At 68.6% G+C, this 23,425-nt stretch carries 25 protein-coding genes, 1 pseudogene and 2 riboswitches; of the genes and pseudogenes, 20 read left to right on the top strand and 6 right to left on the bottom strand.

Annotated elements, in window-relative coordinates; all coding sequences use genetic code 11:
• Positions 1 to 2: 2 nt before the first annotated feature.
• Complete coding sequence (locus G6035_RS10480; protein WP_176617036.1) at positions 3 to 242, bottom strand: hypothetical protein; 240 nt, start codon at positions 240 to 242, stop codon at positions 3 to 5.
• A 200-nt stretch (positions 243 to 442) separates the two neighbouring features.
• Between G6035_RS10480 and G6035_RS10485 the strand changes: the two genes are divergently transcribed.
• The 3 genes from G6035_RS10485 (at position 443) to G6035_RS10495 (ending at position 1,944) form a co-directional block, all read left to right on the top strand.
• Complete coding sequence (locus G6035_RS10485; RefSeq protein ID WP_176617037.1) at positions 443 to 823, top strand: cold shock domain-containing protein; 381 nt, start codon at positions 443 to 445, stop codon at positions 821 to 823.
• 11 nt (positions 824 to 834) lie between these two features.
• Positions 835 to 1,383: a DUF3027 domain-containing protein gene (locus tag G6035_RS10490; protein ID WP_176617038.1), complete on the top strand. Its 549-nt coding sequence runs from the start codon at positions 835 to 837 to the stop codon at positions 1,381 to 1,383.
• 159 nt (positions 1,384 to 1,542) lie between these two features.
• Positions 1,543 to 1,944, top strand: a complete 402-nt coding sequence (locus G6035_RS10495; RefSeq protein WP_176617039.1) for a nuclear transport factor 2 family protein — start codon at positions 1,543 to 1,545, stop codon at positions 1,942 to 1,944.
• A 105-nt stretch (positions 1,945 to 2,049) separates the two neighbouring features.
• Here the strand turns inward: G6035_RS10495 and serC are convergent, their stop codons facing one another.
• Positions 2,050 to 3,177 carry a phosphoserine transaminase gene (gene serC, locus G6035_RS10500; RefSeq protein ID WP_176617040.1) on the bottom strand — a complete coding sequence of 376 codons (1,128 nt, stop codon included), beginning with the start codon at positions 3,175 to 3,177 and terminating at the stop codon, positions 2,050 to 2,052.
• Between the two features lie 249 nt (positions 3,178 to 3,426).
• Between serC and G6035_RS10505 the strand changes: the two genes are divergently transcribed.
• The 7 genes from G6035_RS10505 (at position 3,427) to G6035_RS10530 (ending at position 9,833) form a co-directional block, all read left to right on the top strand.
• Positions 3,427 to 4,122, top strand: coding sequence for a metal-dependent transcriptional regulator (locus G6035_RS10505; RefSeq protein ID WP_176617041.1), 696 nt, complete (start codon positions 3,427 to 3,429; stop codon positions 4,120 to 4,122).
• A gap of 174 nt (positions 4,123 to 4,296) precedes the next feature.
• A riboswitch (cyclic di-AMP (ydaO/yuaA leader) is annotated at positions 4,297 to 4,556 on the top strand.
• 185 nt (positions 4,557 to 4,741) lie between these two features.
• On the top strand, positions 4,742 to 5,374 hold the full coding sequence (locus G6035_RS10510; RefSeq protein WP_176617042.1) for a M23 family metallopeptidase: 633 nt from the start codon (positions 4,742 to 4,744) through the stop codon (positions 5,372 to 5,374).
• A 151-nt stretch (positions 5,375 to 5,525) separates the two neighbouring features.
• Positions 5,526 to 5,711, top strand: a riboswitch (cyclic di-AMP (ydaO/yuaA leader).
• Positions 5,712 to 5,714: 3 nt separating this feature from the next.
• Positions 5,715 to 6,485 carry an NlpC/P60 family protein gene (locus tag G6035_RS10515; protein WP_256127891.1) on the top strand — a complete coding sequence of 257 codons (771 nt, stop codon included), beginning with the start codon at positions 5,715 to 5,717 and terminating at the stop codon, positions 6,483 to 6,485.
• A gap of 249 nt (positions 6,486 to 6,734) precedes the next feature.
• Complete coding sequence (locus tag G6035_RS10520; RefSeq protein WP_371130965.1) at positions 6,735 to 7,367, top strand: molybdenum cofactor guanylyltransferase; 633 nt, start codon at positions 6,735 to 6,737, stop codon at positions 7,365 to 7,367.
• A 35-nt stretch (positions 7,368 to 7,402) separates the two neighbouring features.
• Positions 7,403 to 7,687, top strand: coding sequence for a DUF6457 domain-containing protein (locus G6035_RS20115; RefSeq protein ID WP_256127892.1), 285 nt, complete (start codon positions 7,403 to 7,405; stop codon positions 7,685 to 7,687).
• An 8-nt stretch (positions 7,688 to 7,695) separates the two neighbouring features.
• A complete protein-coding gene (locus tag G6035_RS10525; protein ID WP_371130966.1) occupies positions 7,696 to 8,976 on the top strand; it encodes a molybdopterin molybdotransferase MoeA in 1,281 nt (426 codons plus the stop codon).
• Positions 8,967 to 9,833 (top strand): alpha/beta fold hydrolase, encoded by an 867-nt coding sequence (locus tag G6035_RS10530; protein ID WP_176617044.1) that lies wholly within the window; start codon positions 8,967 to 8,969, stop codon positions 9,831 to 9,833. Before G6035_RS10525 ends, G6035_RS10530 begins: the two co-directional genes overlap by 10 nt.
• Before the next feature lie 10 nt (positions 9,834 to 9,843).
• Here the strand turns inward: G6035_RS10530 and G6035_RS10535 are convergent, their stop codons facing one another.
• Positions 9,844 to 11,292, bottom strand: a complete 1,449-nt coding sequence (locus tag G6035_RS10535; protein WP_176617045.1) for an MFS transporter — start codon at positions 11,290 to 11,292, stop codon at positions 9,844 to 9,846.
• Between the two features lie 79 nt (positions 11,293 to 11,371).
• Between G6035_RS10535 and G6035_RS10540 the strand changes: the two genes are divergently transcribed.
• Complete coding sequence (locus G6035_RS10540; protein WP_176617046.1) at positions 11,372 to 12,043, top strand: TetR/AcrR family transcriptional regulator; 672 nt, start codon at positions 11,372 to 11,374, stop codon at positions 12,041 to 12,043.
• 77 nt (positions 12,044 to 12,120) lie between these two features.
• Here G6035_RS10540 and ligD read toward each other — a convergent pair.
• Positions 12,121 to 13,032: pseudogene (ligD, locus tag G6035_RS10545) on the bottom strand (non-homologous end-joining DNA ligase); the annotation flags it as partial.
• Between the two features lie 231 nt (positions 13,033 to 13,263).
• Between ligD and G6035_RS10550 the strand changes: the two are divergent.
• From G6035_RS10550 to G6035_RS10585, 8 genes are all read left to right on the top strand, one after another.
• A complete protein-coding gene (locus tag G6035_RS10550; protein WP_176617048.1) occupies positions 13,264 to 14,754 on the top strand; it encodes a sugar porter family MFS transporter in 1,491 nt (496 codons plus the stop codon).
• 315 nt (positions 14,755 to 15,069) lie between these two features.
• Positions 15,070 to 15,540 carry a hypothetical protein gene (locus G6035_RS10555; protein ID WP_176617049.1) on the top strand — a complete coding sequence of 157 codons (471 nt, stop codon included), beginning with the start codon at positions 15,070 to 15,072 and terminating at the stop codon, positions 15,538 to 15,540.
• Positions 15,537 to 15,821, top strand: a complete 285-nt coding sequence (locus tag G6035_RS10560; RefSeq protein WP_176617050.1) for a monovalent cation/H+ antiporter complex subunit F — start codon at positions 15,537 to 15,539, stop codon at positions 15,819 to 15,821. Before G6035_RS10555 ends, G6035_RS10560 begins: the two co-directional genes overlap by 4 nt.
• Complete coding sequence (locus G6035_RS10565) at positions 15,814 to 16,116, top strand: monovalent cation/H(+) antiporter subunit G (protein WP_176617051.1); 303 nt, start codon at positions 15,814 to 15,816, stop codon at positions 16,114 to 16,116. The genes G6035_RS10560 and G6035_RS10565 overlap by 8 nt, the downstream gene beginning before the upstream one ends.
• Positions 16,113 to 16,370, top strand: a complete 258-nt coding sequence (locus G6035_RS10570) for a DUF4040 domain-containing protein (RefSeq protein ID WP_176617052.1) — start codon at positions 16,113 to 16,115, stop codon at positions 16,368 to 16,370. The genes G6035_RS10565 and G6035_RS10570 overlap by 4 nt, the downstream gene beginning before the upstream one ends.
• Positions 16,367 to 17,134, top strand: coding sequence for an MnhB domain-containing protein (locus G6035_RS20605; protein WP_176617053.1), 768 nt, complete (start codon positions 16,367 to 16,369; stop codon positions 17,132 to 17,134). The genes G6035_RS10570 and G6035_RS20605 overlap by 4 nt, the downstream gene beginning before the upstream one ends.
• A gap of 2 nt (positions 17,135 to 17,136) precedes the next feature.
• The gene (locus G6035_RS10580) at positions 17,137 to 17,487 is read left to right on the top strand and encodes a sodium:proton antiporter (protein ID WP_256127901.1); all 351 of its coding nucleotides are present in this window, start codon (positions 17,137 to 17,139) and stop codon (positions 17,485 to 17,487) included.
• Between the two features lies 1 nt (position 17,488).
• The gene (locus G6035_RS10585; protein ID WP_218063108.1) at positions 17,489 to 19,324 is read left to right on the top strand and encodes a complex I subunit 5 family protein; all 1,836 of its coding nucleotides are present in this window, start codon (positions 17,489 to 17,491) and stop codon (positions 19,322 to 19,324) included.
• 72 nt (positions 19,325 to 19,396) lie between these two features.
• Here G6035_RS10585 and G6035_RS10590 read toward each other — a convergent pair whose 3' ends face one another.
• Positions 19,397 to 19,828, bottom strand: coding sequence for an Lrp/AsnC family transcriptional regulator (locus G6035_RS10590; protein WP_176617055.1), 432 nt, complete (start codon positions 19,826 to 19,828; stop codon positions 19,397 to 19,399).
• 127 nt (positions 19,829 to 19,955) lie between these two features.
• Between G6035_RS10590 and G6035_RS10595 the strand changes: the two genes are divergently transcribed.
• Positions 19,956 to 20,990 (top strand): ornithine cyclodeaminase, encoded by a 1,035-nt coding sequence (locus G6035_RS10595; protein WP_176617056.1) that lies wholly within the window; start codon positions 19,956 to 19,958, stop codon positions 20,988 to 20,990.
• 104 nt (positions 20,991 to 21,094) lie between these two features.
• Here G6035_RS10595 and G6035_RS10600 read toward each other — a convergent pair whose 3' ends face one another.
• The gene (locus tag G6035_RS10600; protein WP_176617057.1) at positions 21,095 to 23,425 is read right to left on the bottom strand and encodes an FdhF/YdeP family oxidoreductase; all 2,331 of its coding nucleotides are present in this window, start codon (positions 23,423 to 23,425) and stop codon (positions 21,095 to 21,097) included.

The following is a 23,425-nucleotide window of genomic DNA, read 5'->3' on the forward strand; positions in this document are numbered from 1 at the left end:
AGCTAAAGGCGCCGGCGCCTGGACACGGCATGGATGACACTGCCGCCCATCATGATGAACGCGGCGGGCAGGCAAAGCATGGCAACCCACGTGTAGCCGGTCCAAGGCTCCCCGCCGGCCCATTTCGTCAGCAGCAAAATGGCCAGGGCGGCCACCCCTGCCAATGCCAGCACGAGGGCTGCGAGATTGAAGGCCTGCCAGCCCCGGCCGTCGGAGGCAGGTGCCGTGTTGTGGGAGCTCATGGCCATAACGCTAACAGCGGACAGTGGCGGCACAAAGCGCGCCGGCATTCTAAGGACGCGGTAACCTTGAAGGGAATGGACCAGCACGCCCCGAACCTGTTTGCACCGGCCGCACATTTCACGGCCACGGGTGCGCACGGCCCTCCGCCGCGCAGGTCCCCGGCGTGATCCCGACAGATGAAATATACGAGGTAAAGCAAGTGCCGATCGGCAAAGTGAAGTGGTACGACAATGAAAAGGGCTTCGGCATCCTGACCGCCGACGACGGCCGGGAAGTCTTTCTGCGCGCCAACGCCCTGCCAGCCGACGCCGGTGACATCAAGCCCGGCATGCGCATGGAATTTGGCGTGGCCGACGGCCGCAAGGGTGCCCAGGCCATGGCCGCAAAGCTTCTGGACCGGGGCCAGTCCGTGGCCAAGGCCAAGCGCATGCCGGCCCGTGACCTCGCCCCGATCGTGCAGGACCTGGTGACCTTGCTGGAACATTCAGTGGGATCCCTGACCAACGGCAAGTACCCGGAAGGCGACGCGGGCAAGATTGCCGCAGCGTTGCGCAAGGTTGCCGACAACTTCGACGCATAACGGTGCCCACCATGACCGAACTTCCCACCGAACCAGCCACGCCGTCCACTGGCGGGCCACAGGCCGCGCCGCCGGCAGCCGACGCCCCGCGCCCCGGCGTCCCGGTCTGGCGGGTCGGCAAGCCCGACGCCTTCCTGGCCACGGCCATCGACGTGGCCCGCAATGCCGTGCTGGACATCGCGACGCCGGAGAACATCGGCGCGCATGCCGCCGTGCGCAGCGAAGGTGTCCGGACGGTCACGCACCTTTTTGAATGCCTGCTGCCCGGCTACGTCGGCTGGCAGTGGTTCGCCACGCTGGCCCGCGTCTCCCGTTCCAAGGACGCCACTGTCAACGAGGTGGGGCTGCTCCCCACCAATGGCTCCCTGCTCGCCCCGCCGTGGGTCCCCTGGGCCGAGCGGGTCCGCCCCGAGGACGCCCAGCCCGACGACGCCGGCACCGAAGACGCCGGTACCGAGGCTGGCGCCGACGCCGCGGGGGACCCTGACGGGGATGTGGACGCGGAGTCCGGGCACGACGCCGGGTCCCCGGCGGAGGCTGACGGCCCGCCGGAGGACTGAGCCGCCGGCCGCGGGCTCCCTTTCGCTGGCCTATGTACATGTATGGCGGCCCCCGCCCGGCGGAGGCCGCCATACATGTACTTTCGGCGGGGCGGTCCGGACTTTCGGGCAGAAAAACCGTGGTTGACGCCGGCCCCGCCGCAGGAACAAGCTGTGTGCATGGATGATGCAGCAGTGGATCTGGTGAGGCGTTTCTATGATTCCGTCGCCGAGCGCGACCTGGCCAAGGCCGAGTCCTGCTTTGCCCCGGATGCCCGGTGGCACCTGCCGGGGAAGGGGCCCATTGCCGGCGACCACGTGGGGTGGCCGGCCATCCGGGACGAGTTCCTGGTGAAGCTGGGGCCGCTTTCCGGAGGCACGTTCAAGGCCGAACTGCTGGATGTGGCGGTGGGCGGGCGGTACATCGTGGCCGTCCAGCACGCCACCGGCGACGTTGGCGGGCGGGTCCTGGACATCACCGGCTGCCAGTTGATGCGTGTGGAGGACGGGCTGATCCGCGAGGTCCGCGGCCACTACTCGGACCAGGAAGCGCTGGACGCGTTCTGGGAGGAACCCGCCTGACGGAACCCGGCCGCCGTCGAACGTAAACGCCTCAGGGCCCATGGCGCAGAAAAGGCGCCCCGCGAACAAGCCGGGGCGCCTTTTCTGCGCTTGGTGGTGGGGCCGCTAGAGGTTTTCGATGACGTAGTCGATGCACCGGGTCAGTGCGGTGATGTCCTCCGGCTCGATCGCGACAAAGGTGGCGATGCGCAGCTGGTTGCGGCCCAGCTTGCGGTAGGGCTCGGTGTCCACGATCCCGTTGGCACGCAGCACCTTGGCCACGGCAGCGGCGTCCACCGACTCGTCAAAGTCGATGGTGACGATGACGTTGGAGCGGTCTTCGGCCCGGACGACGAACGGGGTGGCGACGGCGGACTGCTCGGCCCAGGAGTACAGCCGGCCCGCGGATTCGGCGGTGCGCCGGGCGGCGAAGTCCAGGCCGCCGCTGGCGTTGAGCCACTTGACCTGTTCGTTGAGCGTGACGAGCGTGGACAGGGCCGGCGTGTTGTACGTCTGGTTCTTCAACGAGTTGTCGATGGCCGTGGTGAGGTTCAGGAAGTCCGGCACCCAGCGGTCGCTTGCACCAATGCGGGCTGCGCGCTCCAGCGCGGCGGGGGAGAACAAGCCCAGCCACAGGCCGCCGTCGGACGCAAAGTTCTTTTGCGGGGCGAAGTAGTAGACGTCCGCCTCGGCGACGTCCACGTGCAGGCCGCCCGCGGCCGAGGTGGCGTCGACCAGGACCAGGGCGCCGTCGTCGGCCCCGGGAACCCGCTTCACGGGGGCGGCCACGCCGGTGGAGGTTTCATTTTGCGGCCAGGCGTACACGTCGACGCCGGACTCGGCCGCCGCCTCGGGGCGCGTGCCCGGCTCGGAGGTGATGATCGAGGAGGCCTCAAGGAACGGGGCCTTGTTCGTGGCGGAGGCAAACTTGGAGCCGAATTCGCCGAAGGAAAGGTGCTGGGCCCTCTTCTCCACGAGCCCGAACGAGGCCACGTCCCAGAATGCGGTGGACCCGCCGACGCCCAGGATGACCTCGTAGCCGTCGGGGGCGTTGAAGAAGGTGGACAGGCCGCTGCGGACCTCGCCCACCAGGTTCTTCACGGGCGCCTGGCGGTGGGAGGTGCCCAGCAGGGACGCGCCGGCGGCAGCCAGGGCGGACACCTGCTCGGGGCGGACCTTCGAGGGGCCTGCGCCAAAGCGGCCGTCGGCCGGACGCAGGTTGGCGGGGATGGTGAGGGGCGTGGATTCGCTCACGGGCTGCTCCAAATATTAAGCGATGGATTTTAAGGCGCCAAGGGCCTGCGGCCAATTCTGCCGCACGGCCCCGCCCATTCCGAAATGCGGGCCGCATGGTGAAATGTTTCCCCCGCTGCACGGAGACGGGCAACAAACGGGTGGCGCAGGGGAACAAGGGGACGTTTTCCGCCCTTGTATTAAGCAGGATAACGTTAGAGACAAAAGGCCTGTTGCCGGAATCTCGCTCAACCCCAGGAGGAATCTGACGTGACAGATTTGATTGACACAACGGAAATGTATTTGCGCACCATCCTGGAGCTCGAAGAAGAGAACATCGTGGCGCTGCGGGCCCGCATTGCCGAACGTCTGCACCATTCCGGCCCCACCGTCTCCCAGACCGTCGGGCGGATGGAACGCGACGGCCTGGTCATCGTCTCCGGTGACCGCCACTTGGAACTGACCCCCGCCGGGCGCGACAAGGCCACGCGCGTCATGCGCAAGCACCGCCTGGCCGAAAGGCTGCTCTCGGACGTCATCGGCCTGGACTGGGCCTATGTGCACGACGAGGCGTGCCGCTGGGAGCACGTCATGAGCGAGCGGGTCGAGCAGCGGCTGTTCGAACTGCTGGGCAAGCCGGAGGAATCGCCCTACGGCAACCCCATCCCCGGGCTGGAGGAACTGGGCGGCAACGTGGCCCCCGTCTTCGCCGCGGGCCTGGTCACGCTGGTGGACGCCATGGCCTCCTATTCCCCGGAACAGTCCGTGACCATCCACCGGCTCTCCGAGCGCATCCAGGTGGAGCCGGAGCTGCTGACCCAGCTGGACGAGGGTGGGCTGCGTCCCGGCGCCACCATCTCCCTGGCCCAGGTGGGCGAATACATTTCGGTGCGCGTCCCCGGGATCGACGGCGCGCTTGAGCTGCCGCCCGAGGTCGCCTCCCACGTCTTTGTCTCGATGAGCTAAGCGGCCCGGGACGTATCCGGTCCGCACCGGCGGGCCGCAGCCGGCCGGATTGCGGCCGTGGCTGCGGCGGAACGCGTCAGGCGCTTGACGCGCAGCCCGCCAAATATAACGGAATTATCACGGCTGTCGTTTTTACCGTATAGTAACTACGTGGCGCTGTAACCAAAGCGTTACCAACCTCTGACACCGAGCCTTGCCTTCAGAGGGGGAATGAACCGTTTCAGGCAAGGACGGGGGAACCACAACCGGCAGGCCGAGAAGCCTGCCTTGGGGTGAAGCCAGGTCTCGCACCACCCGCAACCCATCAGGCACCATGCCCAGGACGGGGCGGGAGCCGGTGCATTGCGCGTGCCGCGGGCCAGGCCGGATCAACCATTGCACTCTCTGATCCGAATCCGACAGCTAACTCCGCAGGTGCTTCGCAGAGAGGTTTTTAGTGTCAGAGGTCAAGCAGCGCGGACGCCGCCGGGCGGGTCCACCATGTACCGAACCGGCAGCGACTGCCCAGCCAACCCGCCGGGAGCTGCTCGCGGCCGAGCGGTCGGCCGTAGCACCCCACCCCACGTTGGGCGGGCTGATCCGCAGCAGCATTGGACGCGGGGCCGGCCAGAAAGTCGGGATGGCACTGGCCGCCACCGGCCTGGCCCTCGCCGTGACCGTGCCGTCGGCCGGCGGGGCGCTTCAGCTGGCCGGCAGCGACACCCCGGCCGGACCGGCCGCGTCGCAGTCACTGGTCACCGCGGCGGCAGATGTGCCGATTACCTTTGAAGCGCCGTCCATTGCCAGTGCACTCAACCCGGATGGACAACTGAAGGAAACGCTGAAGGTCAAGGCCTCCAACGTCACGCCGCAGGCTGCCAAGGGAACGCTGTCGGCGCCGTTGAAGGTGCTCACGCCGTCCTCGCCGTTTGGCTCACGCCTCAACCCCCTGACCGGGGCGATGGGGGAAATGCACACGGGGCAGGACTATGCCGTCTGGTGCTCCACGGCCGTGTTCGCCGCGGCCGGCGGCACGGTGGCCTTTACCGGCTGGCACCCCTACGGCGGAGGGAACCGCGTGGTCATCGACCACGGCAACGGCCTCTCGACGTCGTACAACCACCTGAGCTCCATCGGCGTGAAGGTGGGCCAGGAAGTGGAGCGCGGGCAGCAGGTGGCGCTCAGCGGCACCACGGGGGCCTCCACCGGCTGCCACCTGCACTTTGAGGTCATGGTCGACGACCAGACCGTTGACCCGACCGGATGGCTTTAAGTCCTCCACAAGGGGGGCCAGGTCACGACTTAGAGACACGACCGTGACCTGAACGTGACATTGGAAAAAATCTGTTGTACCGTCGTAACCGCGCCAACTTCGAATCAAGCTGGCGCCTGTGAGTGGATTGCCTAGCTCTGCCACCGCTCACGGTCCGTTCGTATCAATCGTCTGGCAGGGGCGGGGGAACCATTATCGGGCTTCTTTTATGGAAGTCCTAGGGGTGAAGCCGCGAAGCGTCCGTCCATGGAAAACAATTCCTGGAACGGGTGTGGAGCGGCCGGGTGACTCCCATCCGAATCCGACAGCTTACCTCGCAGGCTTTGGGAGAGGATCCTTCTTGTCTTCAAACACTGCCCTTGGGCGTCACCGCGCCGAGGTTGTTAAGACCAGCCCGATCTCCGTCATCACGAAAGCCGTCGGCTCCAACGTCGGTGGTGTCGGACGCCAGGCCGCTGTAATCGCAGCAGCTTCCGGACTGGTCCTCACTTCCGGCATTGCAGCAAATGCCGCCACCCCCACTGTGGAGCGCGCCTCCGACGGTGGCACCACGCTTAGCCAGAACACGCAGCTTGCCTCGGCAGTGACTGCAAAGTCGACCGTGAAGATCTCCTTCGCAACCCCCAAGGTGACCTCAACCCCGGCTCCCGTTGTTGTTACGCCCCCCGTGGCCGCGCAGAGCAGCGACGTTGCCCAGGTGCCCGCCGCCCAGGCCCCTGCAGCGGCTCCGGCCGCCACGGTCACCACCACCGAAGCAGCCCCCCAGCCCGCCACCAAGAGCGGCATTGGCGCCACGATCGCCGCTGCGGCCCTGGCCCAGCTCGGCGTGGCCCAGGACTGCACCATGCTGGTCACCAACTCGCTGGCAGCGGCCGGGATCAACTACCACGGCTGGCCGGCCGGCTACCTCTCCCTCGGCCGCACGGTTTCCGAGGCTGAAGCACAGCCCGGTGACCTGATCTACTACGCCGACGGCGGCCTGGGCATGGCCCACATTGCCGTTTACATCGGCAACGGCCAGGCCGTCCACGGCGGCTTCCACGGCAGCACCGTCGTCTGGTCGGTCGACGTTGGCGGCTCGGCCCCCGTGTTCATCGCGATGGGCCACTAGTCCCGAAAAGCTTCCAAGCACCGGCCCCGTCCATAGGACGGGGCCGGTGCTTTTTAATGGCAGGCCGCCGACGCAGGCAGCCGCGGCCCAGCGCCCGGCGTCCGTCACAACACCGCCGGCAGCCGTGCCCGCGGTGCGCGGCCCGCCGTCTGGCTTGGCATCCGGCACGGTCCTGTCCGGGCCGGTGCAGACGTTCGTAGGAACGGGGCGGGCTAGCATGGGGTTCATGGACAGTGGAAGCGGGCAGCCGTGCAGGCCGTGATATTGGCCGGAGGGCTTTCACGCCGCCTCGGCGGCGTGGCGAAGGCCGGCCTGCTGGTGGACGGGGAAACGCTGCTGGCGCACACCCTGCGTGCCGCCCAGGCCGTGGTGGACGCGACGTCCGCCGGGAACGCACGGGGGAGGACCGCCGTCGTCGGCCCGGTGGGGCAGCTGGCCGCCTGGCTGGGTCCGGGCCGGCGGTCCGGGCGGTTGGAATTGGTGCAGGAGGACCCGCCGTATTCCGGCCCGGCGGCCGGCATTGCCGCGGGCATCTCGGCCCTGGACGGCACCGGCGGCCGGGTGCTGGTGCTGGCCTGTGACATGCCGCAGGCCGGGCCGCTGGCAAAACTGCTGGCCGAAGCCGCCGCCGGGTGCGGCGCCTGGGAGGCGGTGATGGCCGTGGACGGCGGGCGCCGCCAGCCGTTGGCCGCCATTTATCCGTTGGCGGCGCTGCAGGCCGCGGTGGCGGAGGCCCGGGCGGCGCACCGGCTGGAAAATGCGTCGGTCTTCTCGCTGCTTGCTAGTGTGAACATCAAGGAATGTGCCGTGCCGGCGGGGCTGGCGGCGGACATCGACACTTGGGACGACGCCCGCCTGCACGGGATCGGCGCCCCGCTTTGAGCTGGCCGGGCAACCCGGACGGGAAGGGCACGGACATGGAGAACAACGACGAGGTTTTGGACGCGTGGCTGGCAAAACTGCTGGCCGCCTTTGAGATCGCCGACATTGAGGTGGACGTCCATGCCGTGCTGAACCTGGCCGGCGTGGCCGCGCATGCAGTGGTGCGCCCCGCGGCGCCGCTGACCACCTTTGTGGCCGGGCTGGCAGCGGGTCTGGCGGCCGGGTCGGGCCAGGCGGATTCCGCACAGTCGATGGCTGCCGCGCTGGGCCTGGCCAAGAAGCTGGCCGCCGCCGAAGCGCCGGCTTCCGCCGCCGAATAGGGGGCCAGGTGGCAGCCTACGCCGAAGCGGCCCCGTCCGCCGGGGAGCCGGAACCGCAGCCTGCGGCACTGCAGCCCGCCGCGGAGCCGCAGCCTGAACCGCAGCCGCGCACCCTGCCCCACACCTGGGAGGAGGCCCGGACCGCCGCGTACGAGGTGGCCCGGCCGCTGCCCGCCGTCGACGTCGAGCTGGCGCAGGGTGCCGGACGGAAGCTGGCGGCCGGCATCGTGGCCCTGCATCCCATGCCGCACTATGCCTCCTCGGCCATGGACGGCTGGGCCGTGGCGGGCAGCCCGCCCTGGATCCTGGCCGGGCCGGGCCGCCGCCTCGCCCCCGGGCAGGCCTCGCCCATCGTCACCGGCGGCCTGGTCCCGCCCGGTGCCAAGGCCGTCCTGCGCAGCGAGGCAGGCCTGCTTTCCACGGACGACGACGGCCTGCCGGTCCTGGTGCGCGGCGGCGCCGCCCGCCCGGGGGAACCCAAAAACGGCCAGCACATCAGGCCTGCGGGCAAGGAGGCGGCCGAAGGGGAGCTGCTGGTCAAGCCGGGCACCGTGCTGAACCCTGCCCACCTTGCCCTGGCCGCGCTGGGCGGCCTGGATGAACTGTCGGTGCTGGGCCGCCCGGCGGTGCAGCTGGTGCTGACCGGCGACGAGGTGGTCCAGCACGGCATCCCCGCACCCGGCCAGGTCCGGGACGCCTTCACCCCGCAGCTGGGCGGCGTCGTCGAACTGCTGGGAGGCACCGTGGTGGGGCTGCGCCGCGCGGCCGACAACCTGGCGGCCACGCTGGAGGCCCTCGCCGACTCCGAAGGGAACCCGGCCGACGTCGTCATCACCACGGGCGCCACCGGCCGCTCCAGCGCGGACTTCCTGCGCCCGGCCATCGCCGCCATGGGCGGGACTTTCCACGTCGACGGCATTGCCATGCGCCCCGGCCACCCCAGCCTGCTCGCCGAATTCCCGGACGGGCGCTTCCTGGTGGGCCTGCCGGGCAACCCGCTGGCGGCCATGATCGCCCTGCTGACGATTGGTGCACCGCTGCTGGCCAGGCTGGGCAGCAGCCCCCTGCCGCCCACGTTCGAGGTGGCGTGCGGATCACCCATCAAGGAGTACCACGGACCCACCCGGCTGATGCCGTACCGGCTGCTGTACGGGCTGGCATCCCCGTGCGCCAACACGGACTCCGCCATGATGCGCGGGATGGCGGCGGCCGACGGCGTCATGGTGGTCCCGCCGCACGGGGCGAAAATGGGGGAGCCCCTCACCGCATTCGGGCTGCCGTGGACGTAACGTTCACCTGCGCGGACGGACGGGTGCTGGCCGGGCAGCTGTTTGCCGTGCCCGCGGGCGTTGCTCGGCGCGGGACGGTGGTCATTGCCAGCGCCACGGCCGTGAAGGCCTCCTACTACCACCGGTACGCGGCGTACCTCGCGGAAAACGGCTATGTGGCCCTCACCTTCGACTACCGGGGGATCGGCGGTTCCCGCGGCGGATCGCTGCGCGGGCAGCACGTGCGCTGGTTTGAATGGGGGTCGCTGGACATTGACGCAGTCCTGGCCTGGGCACTGGCGCAGGCGGACGGGCTGCCGGTGCACTTTGTGGGCCACAGCTTCGGCGGCTTTGGCGTGGGCCTGGCGGGGCATGCCGCCTGGCTGGGCCGCATCCTGACCGTGGGCGCGCAACATGCCTATTGGCGGGACCTGCGGCTGCGGCACCAAATCGGGCACTGGGGCCGGGCCCTGCTGATGCTGCCGCTGGTGGGCATCCTTGGCTATTTTCCGGCGAAGCGGCTGGGCCTGATGGAAGATTTGCCGGCCGGGGTGGCGCTGGACTGGGCGCGCAGCCGCAAGGACTTTACGACGGCGGCAGCCGGCCCCGTGCGAAGCGCCCTGCTGGCGCACCAGGCCGCCGTCACGGCGCCGATCCTGGCCCTCGCCCCCAGCGATGACTCCTACGCGACCACCGCCGCCATGGAACGGGCCGTGGCGTATACGCCCAACAGCCCGTCCACGGTGCTGCACCTTGATCCGGAACACTACGGGGAGCCGTCGCTGGGCCATTTCGCGCTGTTCCACGGCCGTTACCGGGACTCCTTTTGGCCGCAGACCCTCGCCTGGCTGGACGGCGGTGCCTGGGCCGGCGTTTGAGCCGGCCCGGTCAGGCGCTGACGGGGGAGGGAAGCGGCACGGGCGTGCCGGCGTCGTCCGCGTCCCGGGCCACTGCGGCGGCCAGCTCCCGGGCCCGGTTCCGGGACGGCAGCCACAGGGCTGCGGCCGCCGCGACGACCAGGACCGAGGCGCCCACGTACACGGCGGGGATGGCGGCACTGACAAACCCCGTGGGGGTGAGCCGCCCGCCGGCGCCGGTGAACACGGCGGTCAGGACAGCCACGCCCAGGGCCACGCCGACTTCACGGAGCGTGGCATTGGCGCCGGAGGCCTTGGCGTGGTCGTGGCGGTGCATGTTGGCCAGGACCGCCGTGGACATGGGCGCGAACACCAGGCCCATGCCGATCCCGGCGGCCAGGTAACCGGGCACCATGAGCAGGTAGGCAATGTCCGCGCTGAGTGTTGCGGCGAGCCAGAACATGCCGCCGGCCAGCAGCACCAGTCCGGTGACCATGAGGGTCCGGGTCCCCAGCCGCGGCGCGAGCAGGCCGGCCAGCGGGGCGACGACCATCGGGGCCAGGGTCCACGGCATGGTCAGCACGCCGGCCTGGAGCGGGCTGTACCCCTGGACCACCTGCAGGAACTGGATCAGGATGAACACCGAGCCGAAGATGCCGAAGCTGAAGGTGAGCCCCACAATGTTGGCCACCGTAAAGCTGCGGTCGCGGAACAGGCGCAGGGGCAGCAGTGGCGCGGCGGTGCGGGACTCCCGGGCGACGAAGGCCAGGAGCAGGAGGCCGCCACCAATGAGCGGCAACAGCACCTGTGCGCTGGACCAGCCGGCCGCGTTGCCCCGCACAATGCCGAACACCAGGCCCAGCAGGCCAAGGCCGGAGAGGGCCAGCCCCGTCACGTCGGCGCGGACCCGGGCGCCGAAGCTGTTGGGCAGGCCCAGCAGTACCAGCGGAATGGCAATGGCGCCGAGGGGGACGTTCAGCCAGAAGATGGCCTGCCAGTTCCGGCCCTCCACCACGGCGCCGCCCACCAGCGGGCCCACGGCGACGCCCAGCCCGGACACTCCGCCCCAGATGCCGATGGCCAGGGGCCGCCGCGCGGTGCTGACGGATTCGGCCAGCAGCGTCAGCGACAACGGCATCAGCGCGGCGGCCCCGAGCCCCTGCATGGCCCTGGCCGCAATGAGCGCGGATGGGTCGGTGCTCAGTGCCGCGGCGGCGGAGGCAAGGGTAAAGACGGCCAGGCCGGCCAGAAAGGCACGGCGGCGGCCGAACCGGTCGCCCAGACCCACGGCAAGCAGCATGAAGGTGGCGAAGCTGAGCGCGTAGGCGTTGACCACCCACTGCAGCTCCTCGACCCCGGCACCGAGTTTCTCGTGGATGACAGGCAGCGCATTGGTGACCACCAGGTTGTCCAGGGTGGCCATGAAGACGGGCAGGGATGCGGCCGCGATGGCCAGCCAGAGGGGGGCGGGACGTTTCATGGGAGGCTTCCTCCGAATTGAGGTAATTGAATGATTACTTAAACGACCAAGGTAGTAATCAGCTGATAACATGTCAAGCATGGTCAAGAAATCAGTCCAGGAAGCTGCCGGACGGGCCGTGCGGCTGCCGGCGGAACAACGCCGGGGGCTCATCCTCCAGGCCGCGACGGCAGTTTTTGCCGAACGCGGCTACGCCGGGGCCACCACGGACCAGGTGGCAAGGGCCGCCGGCATCAGCCAGCCGTACGTGGTGCGGATGTTCGGCACCAAGGAAAACCTGTTTCTCGAGGCGCTGGAACGCGCACTGGGGAAGCTGACGGGGAAGTTCCGCTCCGTCATGGCGGACTACGACGCCGGCCGCCTCGCCGGCCAGGTGGCGGGGCTGGACCCGGCCGTCGGCTCCGGCCGGCCCGAACAGCTGGTGCCGCTTTTGGGCGCAGCGTACGCGGACCTTATCCGGGACCGCGGCCTGCTGCTGATCCTGATGCAGTCCTTTCTGGCCGGGCACGAACCCGTCATCGGGGCGCGTGCCCGGGAGGGGTTCCTGGGCCTGTACCAACTGCTCCGCGACGAAGTGGGACTGGACACCGACGGTGCCAGGGACTTCCTGGCCCACGGCATGCTCATGAACACGTTGATCAGCCTGCGGCTGCCTGAAATGTACGGCCAGGACGCCACCGCGAACGAACTGCTCGAATGCACCCTGCGCAGCAAGCTGCAGGTGGTGGTGGCAGCCAGCAAGGGGGACTGAGCCCCACGGGGGTGCAGGTTCCCGCACCGCGCCCGGCACTGGCGCTTTTACCCACTGCGCCCGGGGCCGGCCTGCCCGCCGGGGGCGCCGCCGGATACCGCAGCGAATGGATCGCCCCGCCTGGCGAGGCGGCGGAGCACTTCCTTGTAGTCCAACTGGGCCAGTGCCGGGCTGGCCAGCTCCCGCCAGGTGCGCGGGGCGGCGACCCAGGGGCGCGCCCTCCCGCGCAGTGAGTAGGGGGCCACGGTGGTCTTGTTGGCGCTGTTCTGGCTCCAGTCCACGAACACCTTCCCACGGCGCAGGTCCTTGCGCATTAGCGAAACCACCAGCCCGGCATGGTCGGACTCCAGGGAGCGGGCCAGTTCATGCGCGACGTCGGACACCTCCCCGGATGTCCGGGTGCCGTCGAGCGCCGCGTAGAGGTGGATGCCCTTGCTGCCGCTGGTCACGGGCACCGGTTCCATGCCCCTGCCGGCCAGGGCGGTTCGGGCCAGCCGGGCCACCTCGGCACATTCGACAAGTCCCGCCCCTTCGCCCGGGTCCAGGTCCAGCACCAGCCTGTCGGGGTTCAGCGGTGTGCCCCGGGGGTCGAAGCGCCATTGCGGCACATGGATTTCCAAGGTGGCGAGCTGGCCCAGCCACATCAGGGTGGCCAGGTCATCAACCAGCGGGTAGTCGTTGGCATGGTCCTTGTGCTGCTGGGTGGCGCGCGGCACCCAGTCCGGGGTGGCGTCGTCGAGGTTCTTTTGGAAGAACATGGGCCCGGGTTTTGACGCCGTGCCCACACCGTTGACCCAACGTTTGCGCGTCGCCGGACGGCCGTGGGCTGCGGCAATGAGGTACGGGGCGGCCTGTTCGTAGTAGTCCAGCACATCGGCCTTGGTGGTGCCGGTCTCCGGGTAGAGGACCTTGTCCAGGTTGGTCAGCGTCAACCGGTGGCCGTCAATGGTGACGTCCTGTCTTTTTGCGGTCCCACGGGTGCCTGCCATGGTTCCAGTCTGGCCCCCGCCCGGCGGGTCCGCCACCCTTGCCACCCGGGAGCCGGCGGGCGCACAATGGCGTTAGTGGTTTGCCTTGCGGCGTGCCCCGCAGCCAGCTCAGGGTGGAGACCCGGAACCGTGGCCGGGTGGCTGTGGGGGCCAACCCCGGCGTCGGCCAAGTGGTGGCCCGGCTTGGTGGCAGTCGTTTGGTCGCAGCACGGGCCGGAAACGGGGTGTGTCATGGGCACGCACAGACACCCGGGTTCCCTGCGCGGCGGGGATTCCACCGACGGGAATCCGCAAGAAGGGGAAGCACTGCAAGGCGGCACGGTGGACCCGTCGACGCGCCGCAAGGTGTATTTGGCCACTGCTGCCGCAGCGCTCGGCGGGTTGTTGTTCGGCTTCGACACTTCGGTCATCAACGGGGCCGTGAATTCGATCCAGAAGACGTTCAGCCTTGACCCGGCAGTCCTGGGGTTTACGGTGGCGATCACGCTGCTGGGGTGCGCCGTCGGGGCTTGGTTTGCCGGGCAGCTGGCCGATGTGTGGGGCCGCAAGCCGGTCATGGTCCTGGCCGCGTGCCTGTTTGTGGCTAGTTCCATTGGATCAGGCTTTGCCTTCGCGGATTGGGACCTGATGGCGTGGCGGGTCATCGGCGGATTGGCCATCGGCATCGCCTCCGTCATTGCACCGGCCTACATTGGGGAGATTGCCCCGGCGCGCCTGCGCGGGGCCCTCAGCTCGCTGCAACAGCTGGCCATCACGGTCGGGATCTTTCTGGCCCTGCTGTCGGACGCTTCCCTGGCCAGGGGCGCCGGAGGGGCCGGCGGCCAATTGTGGTGGGGGGTGCCCGCCTGGCGCTGGATGCTGCTGGTGGGCGTCATCCCGGCCGTCGTCTATGGCGTGCTGTCCCTGCGCATTCCCGAGTCGCCGCAGTACCTGATCCGTGCCGGCCGCAAGGACGAGGCCCTCGAAGTGATCCGCCGGGTCACCGGGGCGGCCAATCCGAAGCAGCGGCTGGCCGACATCCAGGAGAGCATCGAGGACGAACGGCATTCCACCTTCCGTGACCTTCGCGGACCCGCGCTGGAACTGGCCCCGATCCTGTGGATCGGCATCGGCATGGCGGCCTTCCAGCAGCTCGTGGGCATCAACGCCATCTTCTACTATTCCACCACCCTGTGGCAGTCCGTGGGCTTCAGCCAGCAGGACTCGTTCACCACCTCCGTCATCACGGCCAGCATCAACGTGGCACTGACGTTTGTGGCCATCTTCTTTGTCGACAGGGTCGGACGGAAGCGGCTCCTGCTGGCCGGTTCGGTCGGCATGTTTGTTGGGCTGGTCGCGGCGGCCGTCTCCTTTGCCCAGGCCACGGGGTCCGGGACGTCGATCGCCTTGCCGGCGCCGTGGGGAGCCATCGCACTGGCGGGGGCCAACCTCTTCGTCGTCTGCTTTGCGGCAACCTGGGGTCCGGTCATGTGGGTGGTGCTCGGGGAAGTGTTCCCCAACAAGATGCGGGGCCTTGCCCTCGGCGTTGCCGCCGCCTTCAACTGGATCTTCAACTTCCTCGTCACGCTCTTGTTCCCCATCATGAGTGCCGCCGTCGGACTCGGGTTCGTTTACGCCGGCTTTGCCTTCTTTGCAGCGCTCTCGTTCTGGTTCGTCAAGGCGCTCCTGCCTGAAGTGAGCCGGCTGGAACTGGACGACAAGACAAAACTGGACAAACGCTGACGGGGCGGCACAACCGCAGGCTGCCGCGGAAACGTCGGGCGGAACCCGCATGGGTTCGCCGCAGTATGGATATCCGTGCCCGAAGCGCACCACGCCCATTGCCCCATTGCCGTGATGCCCCCGGCCAATGGCGCCGCTGCTGATGCGTCCATGGCAACGCCGGCCACCATTGCGGGCGCGGTGGAAATGGCGTCGGGACGCATTGCGCGGGTGCTTTGGAAGAGTCCATCCGATGCCTTGACAGGTGGGACATGCGCGGGGCTATGGTGGGTCCACGCGGGCCGGAACGAACACCGGAACGAACGGAGCGTGGTCATGGGCGCGGTTATGGAAATCATGTGTTGGTGGGGCGCCGGCGTCCTGCTCTGGATTTTGACGGTCTCGACAGTCGGCGCGGCCGAACTGGTTGGCGCACTGGCCGCAGGGTTGGCAGGGGCGGTTTTTGCCCGCCGGGTCCGCCGGGCCCTCGGCCTTCGCATCCGCATTCCGCGGGAGGTGCCCGGCTGGCTTGCAGGCCTGCCGCGGACGCTCGCCGCGGACATCGGCGCGACGCTTGGCTTCATCGTCCGGGGCGCCGGCAACGCAGCCTCCGCCGGCCGGCGTCGAAACCTGGACTGGCCGGCGGGAGGGTCGGCCCGGGCAGAGGGCTGGCGCGCAGCAGCCGCCGTCCTGGTCTCCGCCACGCCGGGAACTTTGGTGCTCGACGTCGACCCGGGTTCGGGCCGCACCCTGGTGCATGAACTGTTCCCGGAACACCCGGCTCCGATTACGGCGGCGGCGCCATGAATGCCTGGATTGTGGCCGCCATCGTGCTTCTGGTCGCGGGCCTGGGACCGGCATTGTTATTCTGCGCCCGCGGGAGCAGCGCCAGCCGGTTGGTCGGACTGCAATTGGCCGGCGTGGTCGGCGTCCTCGTCCTGGTCGCCATTGCTGAGGCGGCCGGCCAGCCCATGTACCTCATCGTCCCCTTGGTCCTGGCAACATTGTCCGCCACCGGGACGTTGGTCTTCACCAGGACGCTGCACCAGGACGTCCGGGCCGGGCAGGGGGCCGGGGACGATGGCTGACGTCGTCATCGTGGTCCTGCTGGGAATTGCCGGCGTGCTGTTCTGCATCGCCATCACCGCCATGGCGGTTGCCCGGAGCCCCCTGGACAGGCTGCACTTCCTGTCACTCATCACGACCGGAGTGGTTCCGGCGGCCGTCGTGGCCGCCGCCGTGCAGGAGGGTCCATCGTTGGGTGCCGCCATGGTCCTGGCCATCGGACTGGTGGTTGTCCTTTCCGGGCCGGTGCTCTCGATGGCAGTGGGGCGCGTGATTGAGGAAGAACTGCACGCCGACACGGGGGAGTCGCCTGAATGAACATCTTGATCACGGTGGCCCTTACCCTGGTTTTGGCAGGCGCCGCAGTTGTCGTGTTTACCCCGGTCCCGTCGAGGCAGGCCGTGGTGCTGTCCGTCTACGGAATCCTGCTGGCCGCCTTGTTCATGGCCTTGCAGGCCCCCGATGTCGCACTTAGCCAGGTCGCGGTCGGTGCAGCCGTCGTCCCGCTCATCGTCATGCTGGCCATCCGCAAGATCGACAGCCTGCGGGCGGCCAGGCGGCGACAGCGGTGAGCCGCGGCGGCCGCTATTGGGTCCTGGCCGTCGGCATCGCCGCGGTCGGCGGGGCGTTGGCCTGGGCGTTCCTGTCCATGCCCGGATTTGGCGGCGGGTTTCATCCCTACCGCGACGCGGCCGTGGCGGCCGCACTGCGCCACTCCACCGCCAATGTCGTCTCATCCGTCAATTTCGACCAGCGCGGCTTTGACACCCTTGGCGAGGAAACCATACTGCTGGCGTCCGTGGTGGGGGTGGCCGTCCTGCTCCGGCCGCTGCCGGGCGAGCGGCACCGGCATGGGCGGCAGGGCGGCCACGTGCTCGGCACAACCCGGATGCTCGTGGTCGTGGCGGTGCCCCTCACCCTCGTCCTCGGAATCGACGTGGTCGCCCACGGGGCAGTGACACCCGGCGGCGGTTTCCAGGGTGGCGTGGTGGCGGCGACTGCCCTCCACCTGATCTATGTCGGGGACCGCTACCGCGTCTTTGCGCGGCTGCGCCCCATCGGCCTGTTCGAGCAGGCCGAGGCAGCGGGCGTTGTTGCCTATGCGGCCGTGGGCGTGGCGGGGCTCGCATTTGGCGGATCGTGGCTGGCCAACATTCTTCCGCACGGTACGCTGGCCCGACTGGTTTCAGCCGGCACCGTCCCGCTGCTCAATGCCGCGGTGGGCCTGGCCGTGGCCGGCAGCGTTGTGGTCCTGCTCTCCCATTTCCTCGACCAGCGCTTCCTCAGCCCTCCCCCGGGGACGCGGCATGCACCGGGCGACGGGACGCAGCCGTGAGCATGTACCCGTACGTGGTCGCGGGCGCGATCTTGTTCCTGGGCGTCATCGGCATCGCCCGCAGCCGCAACCTGGTGCATGCCGTGGTGTGTCTGGCGGTCGCCCAGTCCGGCACCTATGTGCTGCTTTTGACCGTAGGCTACCAGCGTGGCGCCACGGCCCCCATTTTCCAGTCCGCTCCGGAAAAGGCAGGCTACGCGGCGACCCTCGTGGACCCCGTGGTCCAGGCCCTGACCCTGACCGACATCGTTGTTTCAGCCACCGTGACGTCCATGCTGCTGGCCCTCGCGGTGCAGATCGCCAAACGCCACGACACCGTGGACCCGGACGAGTTGCGGTCCCTGCGGGGGTGAGATGACCCACGACCAAATGGCAAATGCGCTCCTCCCGGCCGTCGTCGTGGCACCCATCGTCGTGGCTTGTCTTCTGCTGGCCCTGGGGCGCCGCCTGGACCGCCCGACGATTGACGTCGTCGCCATAGCCACTTCGGCTGCAGTTGCCACGGCGGACGGCGTGCTGCTTTCGGCGGCCGGGAACCACCGGCTCGTCGCATGGCTGGGTGGCTGGAGACCCCAACATGGTGCCAGTGTCGGGATCGTGTTCGTCGGTGACCAGGTCGGCGTCGGCGCGGCCCTCGTGGCGGGAGTCCTGATGACTTGTGCGCTGGCCTATTCGTGGCGCTATTTCGAGAACATCCACGTCAACTTCCATGCGCTCATGCTGCTGTTCCTGGCCGGGCTCACGGGGTTTTCGCTGTCCGGGGACCTTTTCAACATGTTCGTTTTTTTCGAATTGATGGGTGTGGCGGCCTATGCCCTGACGGCCGTGAAGGTAGAGGACCCGACGGCCGTGCACGGCGCCTTGAATTTTGGCGTGATCAATTCACTCGGGGCCTATATCTCGCTCATGGGCATCGGCATGTTGTATGCGGCAACCGGACAGTTGAACCTGGCGTTGCTGTCCCGGGCGCTGACGGCCCGCGGGCCCGACGTGCTGGTCGTGGTCGGCTTCGTGGCGGTGGCCACCGGCTTCCTGGTGAAGGCGGCCGCCGTGCCATTTCATTTCTGGCTGGATGATGCGCATGCCGTCGCCCCCACACCGGTGTGCGTGCTGTTTTCCGGCATCATGGTGGAACTGGGCCTCTATGGTGTGGCCCGGCTGTATTGGGTGGCGTTCAGCGGCACGCTTGAGGCGGGCACCATCCAGCGGCTGTTCGTCGTGCTTGGCGTGGTGACGGCCGTGGTCGGAAGCGTCATGTGCCTGCTGCAACGCCACCTCAAAAGGTTGTTGGCGTTTTCGACCATCGCCCACACCGGGATGTTCCTGATTGCTGTCGGGTCGCTGAATCCGGTGGCCACTGCGGGGACTGCGGTCTATGTCGTCGGCCATGCCGCCGTGAAGTCGGTGCTGTTCCTCTGTGCCGGGGTGCTCCTCAACCGCTTTGGCAGCGTGGACGAGTTCACGCTGCAGGGCAAGGGCAGGGACGCCCGGCTGACCGGGATCGTGTTTATGCTGGCCGGGCTTGGGCTCGCCGGCATGCCCCCGTTTGCCGTTGGCCTGGGCAAGGTGATGGCGGAGGAAGGCGTGGTCCGGGCCGGCCTCTGGTGGGGGCCGGTGCTTTTCCTGCTCGTCGCGGCTGCCACCGGCGGCGCCGTGCTTCGTGTCGGGGCCCGGGTTTTCCTGGGCATCGGGCGGGGGCCCGGTGCGGAGGAAGCCGGCGCAATGAGTGGTGACGAAGAAAAGCGCGAGCTGGCCACGGGGATGACCCGGCTTCCGGTTACCATGGGGATCCCCCTCACCGCCCTGCTGGCTGCCGGCGCCATCGTCGGGCTGTTGCCGGGGTTCGGGGACCAGGCCGCGCTGGCAGCCGGGCGGTTCGCCGGGCGTGCCGGCTATGTGGCGGCCGTGCTGGACGGAACCACAAGCTATGGTGCTTCGCCGGCGGCCTCGGCAGGCTGGAGCGTGGAGGGGATTGTGCTGTGCCTGGCGTCCGTCGGTGCGGCAGCGCTCGTGGCGCTTCTGGGGCTGTACGGCACGGCCCTGCCCCGGCAAATCCTGGCCGTGCTGCGGACTGCGCGCCCCGCCTTGCACATGATGCGCAGCGTCCACTCCGGCCACATTGGGGACTATGCCGCCTGGCTGCTGTTCGGCGTCGGCGGCATCATTGTCCTGGCCATGCTGCCGCCGTGAGGAAAAGCGGATCGCCCCCGCGCGGCCCGCGCGGCCCGCACGGCCCGGTGCGGTGCCGGCCGGCGCCCGCCGTCAGCGCAGCACGGAGCTGAGCAGCAGGCTGCTTTCGCTGTTCACGATGCCTTCGATGGAGCGGATCCGGCCCAGCACCCGGTCAAAGGCCGCCAGGTCGTCGACGGCGAGCTCGGCCACCAGGTCCCACGCACCGTTGGTGGTGTGCAGCGCCCTGATCTCGGGCAGGCCCTTGAGCGCCCTGATCACCTTGTCCGTGGCACGGCCTTCAACTTCCAGCAGGGAGATGGCCCGGATGGAAAGGGCATCCGCCTCGTCACGCACCCGCACGGAAAAGCCGACGATGGTGCCCGAGGCCACCAGCCGGTCCAGCCTGCTGTTGACGGTGGCCCGGGAGACGTCCAGCCGGCGGGCCAGCGCAGCTACGGGCTCGCGCCCGTTTTCACGCAGCGCGGCGAGCAGCCGCCTGTCCAGCGCGTCCAAAGCGTTCATGGACAAATTGTATGGTCCGTGCTGACATTATGCGTAGTTTCCCTGCTGTATGTACATGGATTGTCCATTGAACATGCAAATCGACAGCTCCTAGAGTGAAAGCACCAACGACTTTGAGAGGATCGCAATGACGCGTTTTGTGGATGTGGGGAACATGGTCCGGTGGGCGGCCGCCCAGGGCACCGAGCAGATTTTGGCCGGAATGGTGCGCTACATCGAAGACGATTTCCGCCGCTGGGAGGAATTCGACAAAAAGCCCCGCGTTGCCAGCCACACTCCCTTTGGCGTGATTGAGCTGATGCCCGCCAGCGACCATGAAAACTACGGCTTCAAGTACGTGAACGGGCACCCGTCCAACCCTGCCCGCGGCTTCCAGACCGTCACGGCCTTCGGCGTCCTGGCCGATGTCAGCAACGGCTACCCCACGTTCATGTCGGAGATGACCCTGCTGACGGCACTGCGCACTGCGGCAACCTCCGCCATGGTGGCCAGGAAGCTGGCCCGCCCCGATTCGAAGCGGCTGGCCCTCATCGGCGCCGGCAGCCAGTCGGAGTTCCAGACGCTGGCGTTCCGCAGCGTGTTGGGCATCGGACAGGTTTCCGTATGGGACACGGACCCGGCCGCCGTCGAAAAGTACGTGCGCAACATGGCTCCCCTCGGCCTGGACATCACCGTGGCCTCCTCCGCGGTCGACGCCGTCCGGGGCGCGGACATCATCACCACGTGCACGGCGGACAAGGCGAAGGCGGTCATTCTCACGGCGGACATGGTGGAACCGGGCGTGCACATCAACGCCATGGGCGGGGACTGCCCCGGGAAGACCGAGCTTGACCCGGCCATCCTGGCCCGGGACGGCGTGGACGTCTTTGTGGAATTCGACCCCCAAACCCGCATTGAGGGCGAAATCCAGCAGATGCCCGCCGATTTCCCCGTCACGGAATTCTGGCGGGTGCTCACCGGCCAGGCCGCCGGCCGCACGTCCGCCGGCCAGGTGAAAGTCTTCGATTCCGTCGGCTTCGCCATCGAGGATTTCTCGGCCCTGCGCTACGTGCGCGACGCCGTCGCCGCCACGGACTACTTTGACGAGATCGATCTCGTGGCGAACCCCGACGACCCCAAGGACCTCTTCGGGCTCATCGGGGCGCTGGTCCCGAGCCCCTGAGAGCAGCAGCCCCTGCCGGCGGGGGCACCCGCGCCGGCAGGGGCTTGGCCTGCCAAAGTCCAAGCCCCCGCTGCTGGCGCCTGCCGAAACCCGGGTGCTTGCGCCTAGCCGGCTGCCGGCTCGAGCCGAACGACGACCGACTTGGACGTGGGCGTGCCGCTGATGTCCGCCGTGGAATCCAGCGGCACCAGGACGTTGGTCTCGGGGTAGTACGCGGCGGCGCAGCCCATGGGGGTGGAGTAGGCCACGACGCGGAATCCGGGCGCCCGGCGGTCCACACCGTCCTGCCACTCCGAGACCAGGTCCACCATTGCGCCGTCGGCGACGCCCATCGAGGCGAGGTCGGTCCGGTTCACAAAGACCACGCGGCGCCCGTTCTTGATGCCGCGGTACCTGTCGTCCTTGCCGTAGATGGTGGTGTTGTACTGGTCGTGCGAACGCAGGGTCTGCAGCAGCAGCCGGCCCTCGGGCACCTTCGGGTATTCCAGCGTGTTGGCGGTGAAGTGGGCCTTGCCGGAGTCCGTCGTGAAGGTGCGCGAGTCCCGGGGTCCGTGCGGCAGGACAAAGCCGCCGGGCCGGTTGATCTTTGCCTCAAAGTCCTCAAAGCCGGGCACCACGTTGGCGATGTGGGTCCGGATGCGCGAGTAGTCCGCGGCCAGGCCCCGCCAGTCCGCCACAGGGGCACCCGGGCGGGTGCCGCCGTCGTCCGTGGAAAAGAGCAGCTGGGCGAGCCGGGCGGTGATGGCGACCTCGGAGAGCAGGTTGTCCGACGCCGGTGCCAGGCGCCCGCGCGAGGCGTGGACGGCGCTCATGGAGTCCTCGACGGTGACGCGCTGGTCGCCGCCGGCCTGGGTGTCGCGCTCGGTGCGGCCCAGCGTGGGCAGGATCAGCGCCTGACGGCCGGTGTGCAGGTGGGACTTGTTCAGCTTGGTGGAGATTTGCACGGTCAGGGACAGCCGGGCCAGGGCAGCCTCGGTGACGGCGGAGTCCGGGGTGGCGCGCACGAAGTTCCCGCCCATGCCGACGAACACGCGGGCCTTGCCGTCGCGCATGGCCTCGATCGCGGCGACGGTGTCGTAGCCGTTGGGGCGCGGTGAGGCGAAGGAAAACTCGCGGTCCAGGGCGTCGTGGAAGGATGCGGGCATGCGTTCGAAGATGCCCATGGTCCTGTCGCCCTGGACGTTGGAGTGGCCACGGACGGGGCACACGCCGGCACCGGGCTTGCCGATGTTGCCCTGGAGCAGCAGCACGTTGACGACGTCGCGCAGCGTGGCCACGGAGTGCTTGTGCTGGGTCAGGCCCATGGCCCAGCACACCACGGTGGCCTTGGAGGCGAGCAGCCGCGCGCCGGTGGCCCGGATCTGCTCCTCGGTCAGGCCCGTGGCGGTGGTGATTTCCTCCCACGGGACGGCCTCCAGCTGCGCCAGGTAGCCGCCCAGCCCGGTGGTGTGCGCGTCGATGAACGCAGTGTCGAACACGCGGCCCTCGTGCGGGGAGCCGGGGCGGCGCTGTTCCTCCAGCAGGACCTTGCCGAGCCCCTGGAACAGCGCCTGGTCCCCGCCGAGCCTGATCTGCAGGAAGTCGTCAGCCAACGCCGTGCCGCCGCCCACCAGCCCGCGCACGGTCTGCGGGTTCTCAAAGCGCATGAGCCCGGCCTCCGGCAGCGGGTTGACGGCCACAATGACGGCGCCGTTCTTCTTCGCCTTCTCCAGCGCCGAGAGCATGCGCGGGTGGTTGGTGCCCGGATTCTGCCCGGCGATGATGATCAGCTCCGCCTGGTACATGTCCTCCAGCGACACCGAGCCCTTGCCGATGCCGATGGTTTCCGTCAGGGCCGACCCGGAGGATTCGTGGCACATGTTGGAGCAGTCCGGGAGGTTGTTGGTGCCCAGCCCCCGGACCAGGAGCTGGTACAGGAACGCGGCCTCGTTGGAAGTACGCCCCGAGGTGTAAAAAATCGCCTCATTGGGGTCCGCCAGCGCCTTCAGCTCATCGGCGAGGAGCCCCAGCGCCCTGTCCCAGGAGACGGGCACGTAGTGGTCGCTGCCCTCGGCCAGGAACATCGGGTCGGTCAGCCGGCCCTGCTGGCCCAGCCGGAAGTCGTCCCACTCGCGCAGCTCGTTGACGGAATGCTTGGCGAAGAACGACGGCGGCACGCGCCGTTTCGTGGCTTCCTCGGCCACCGCCTTGGCCCCGTTTTCACAAAATTCCGCCGCATGGCGCTTGTCGCCTTCGGGCCAGGCGCAGCCGGGGCAGTCAAAGCCGTCCTTCTGGTTGACCTTCAGCAGCGTTTGGGCGGTGCGCAGCGGGCCCATCTGGTTGAGGGAAACCTCCATGGCATGCAGGATGCCGGGGATGCCCACGGCCTTTTTCTGCACGCTGCCCACGGTGAGCTGTTGTTCATCGATGTTTTCCTGGGGCAGCTTGCCGGCCAT

The organism is Arthrobacter sp. SDTb3-6 (assembly GCF_013376095.1).
Classification (GTDB): domain Bacteria; phylum Actinomycetota; class Actinomycetes; order Actinomycetales; family Micrococcaceae; genus Specibacter.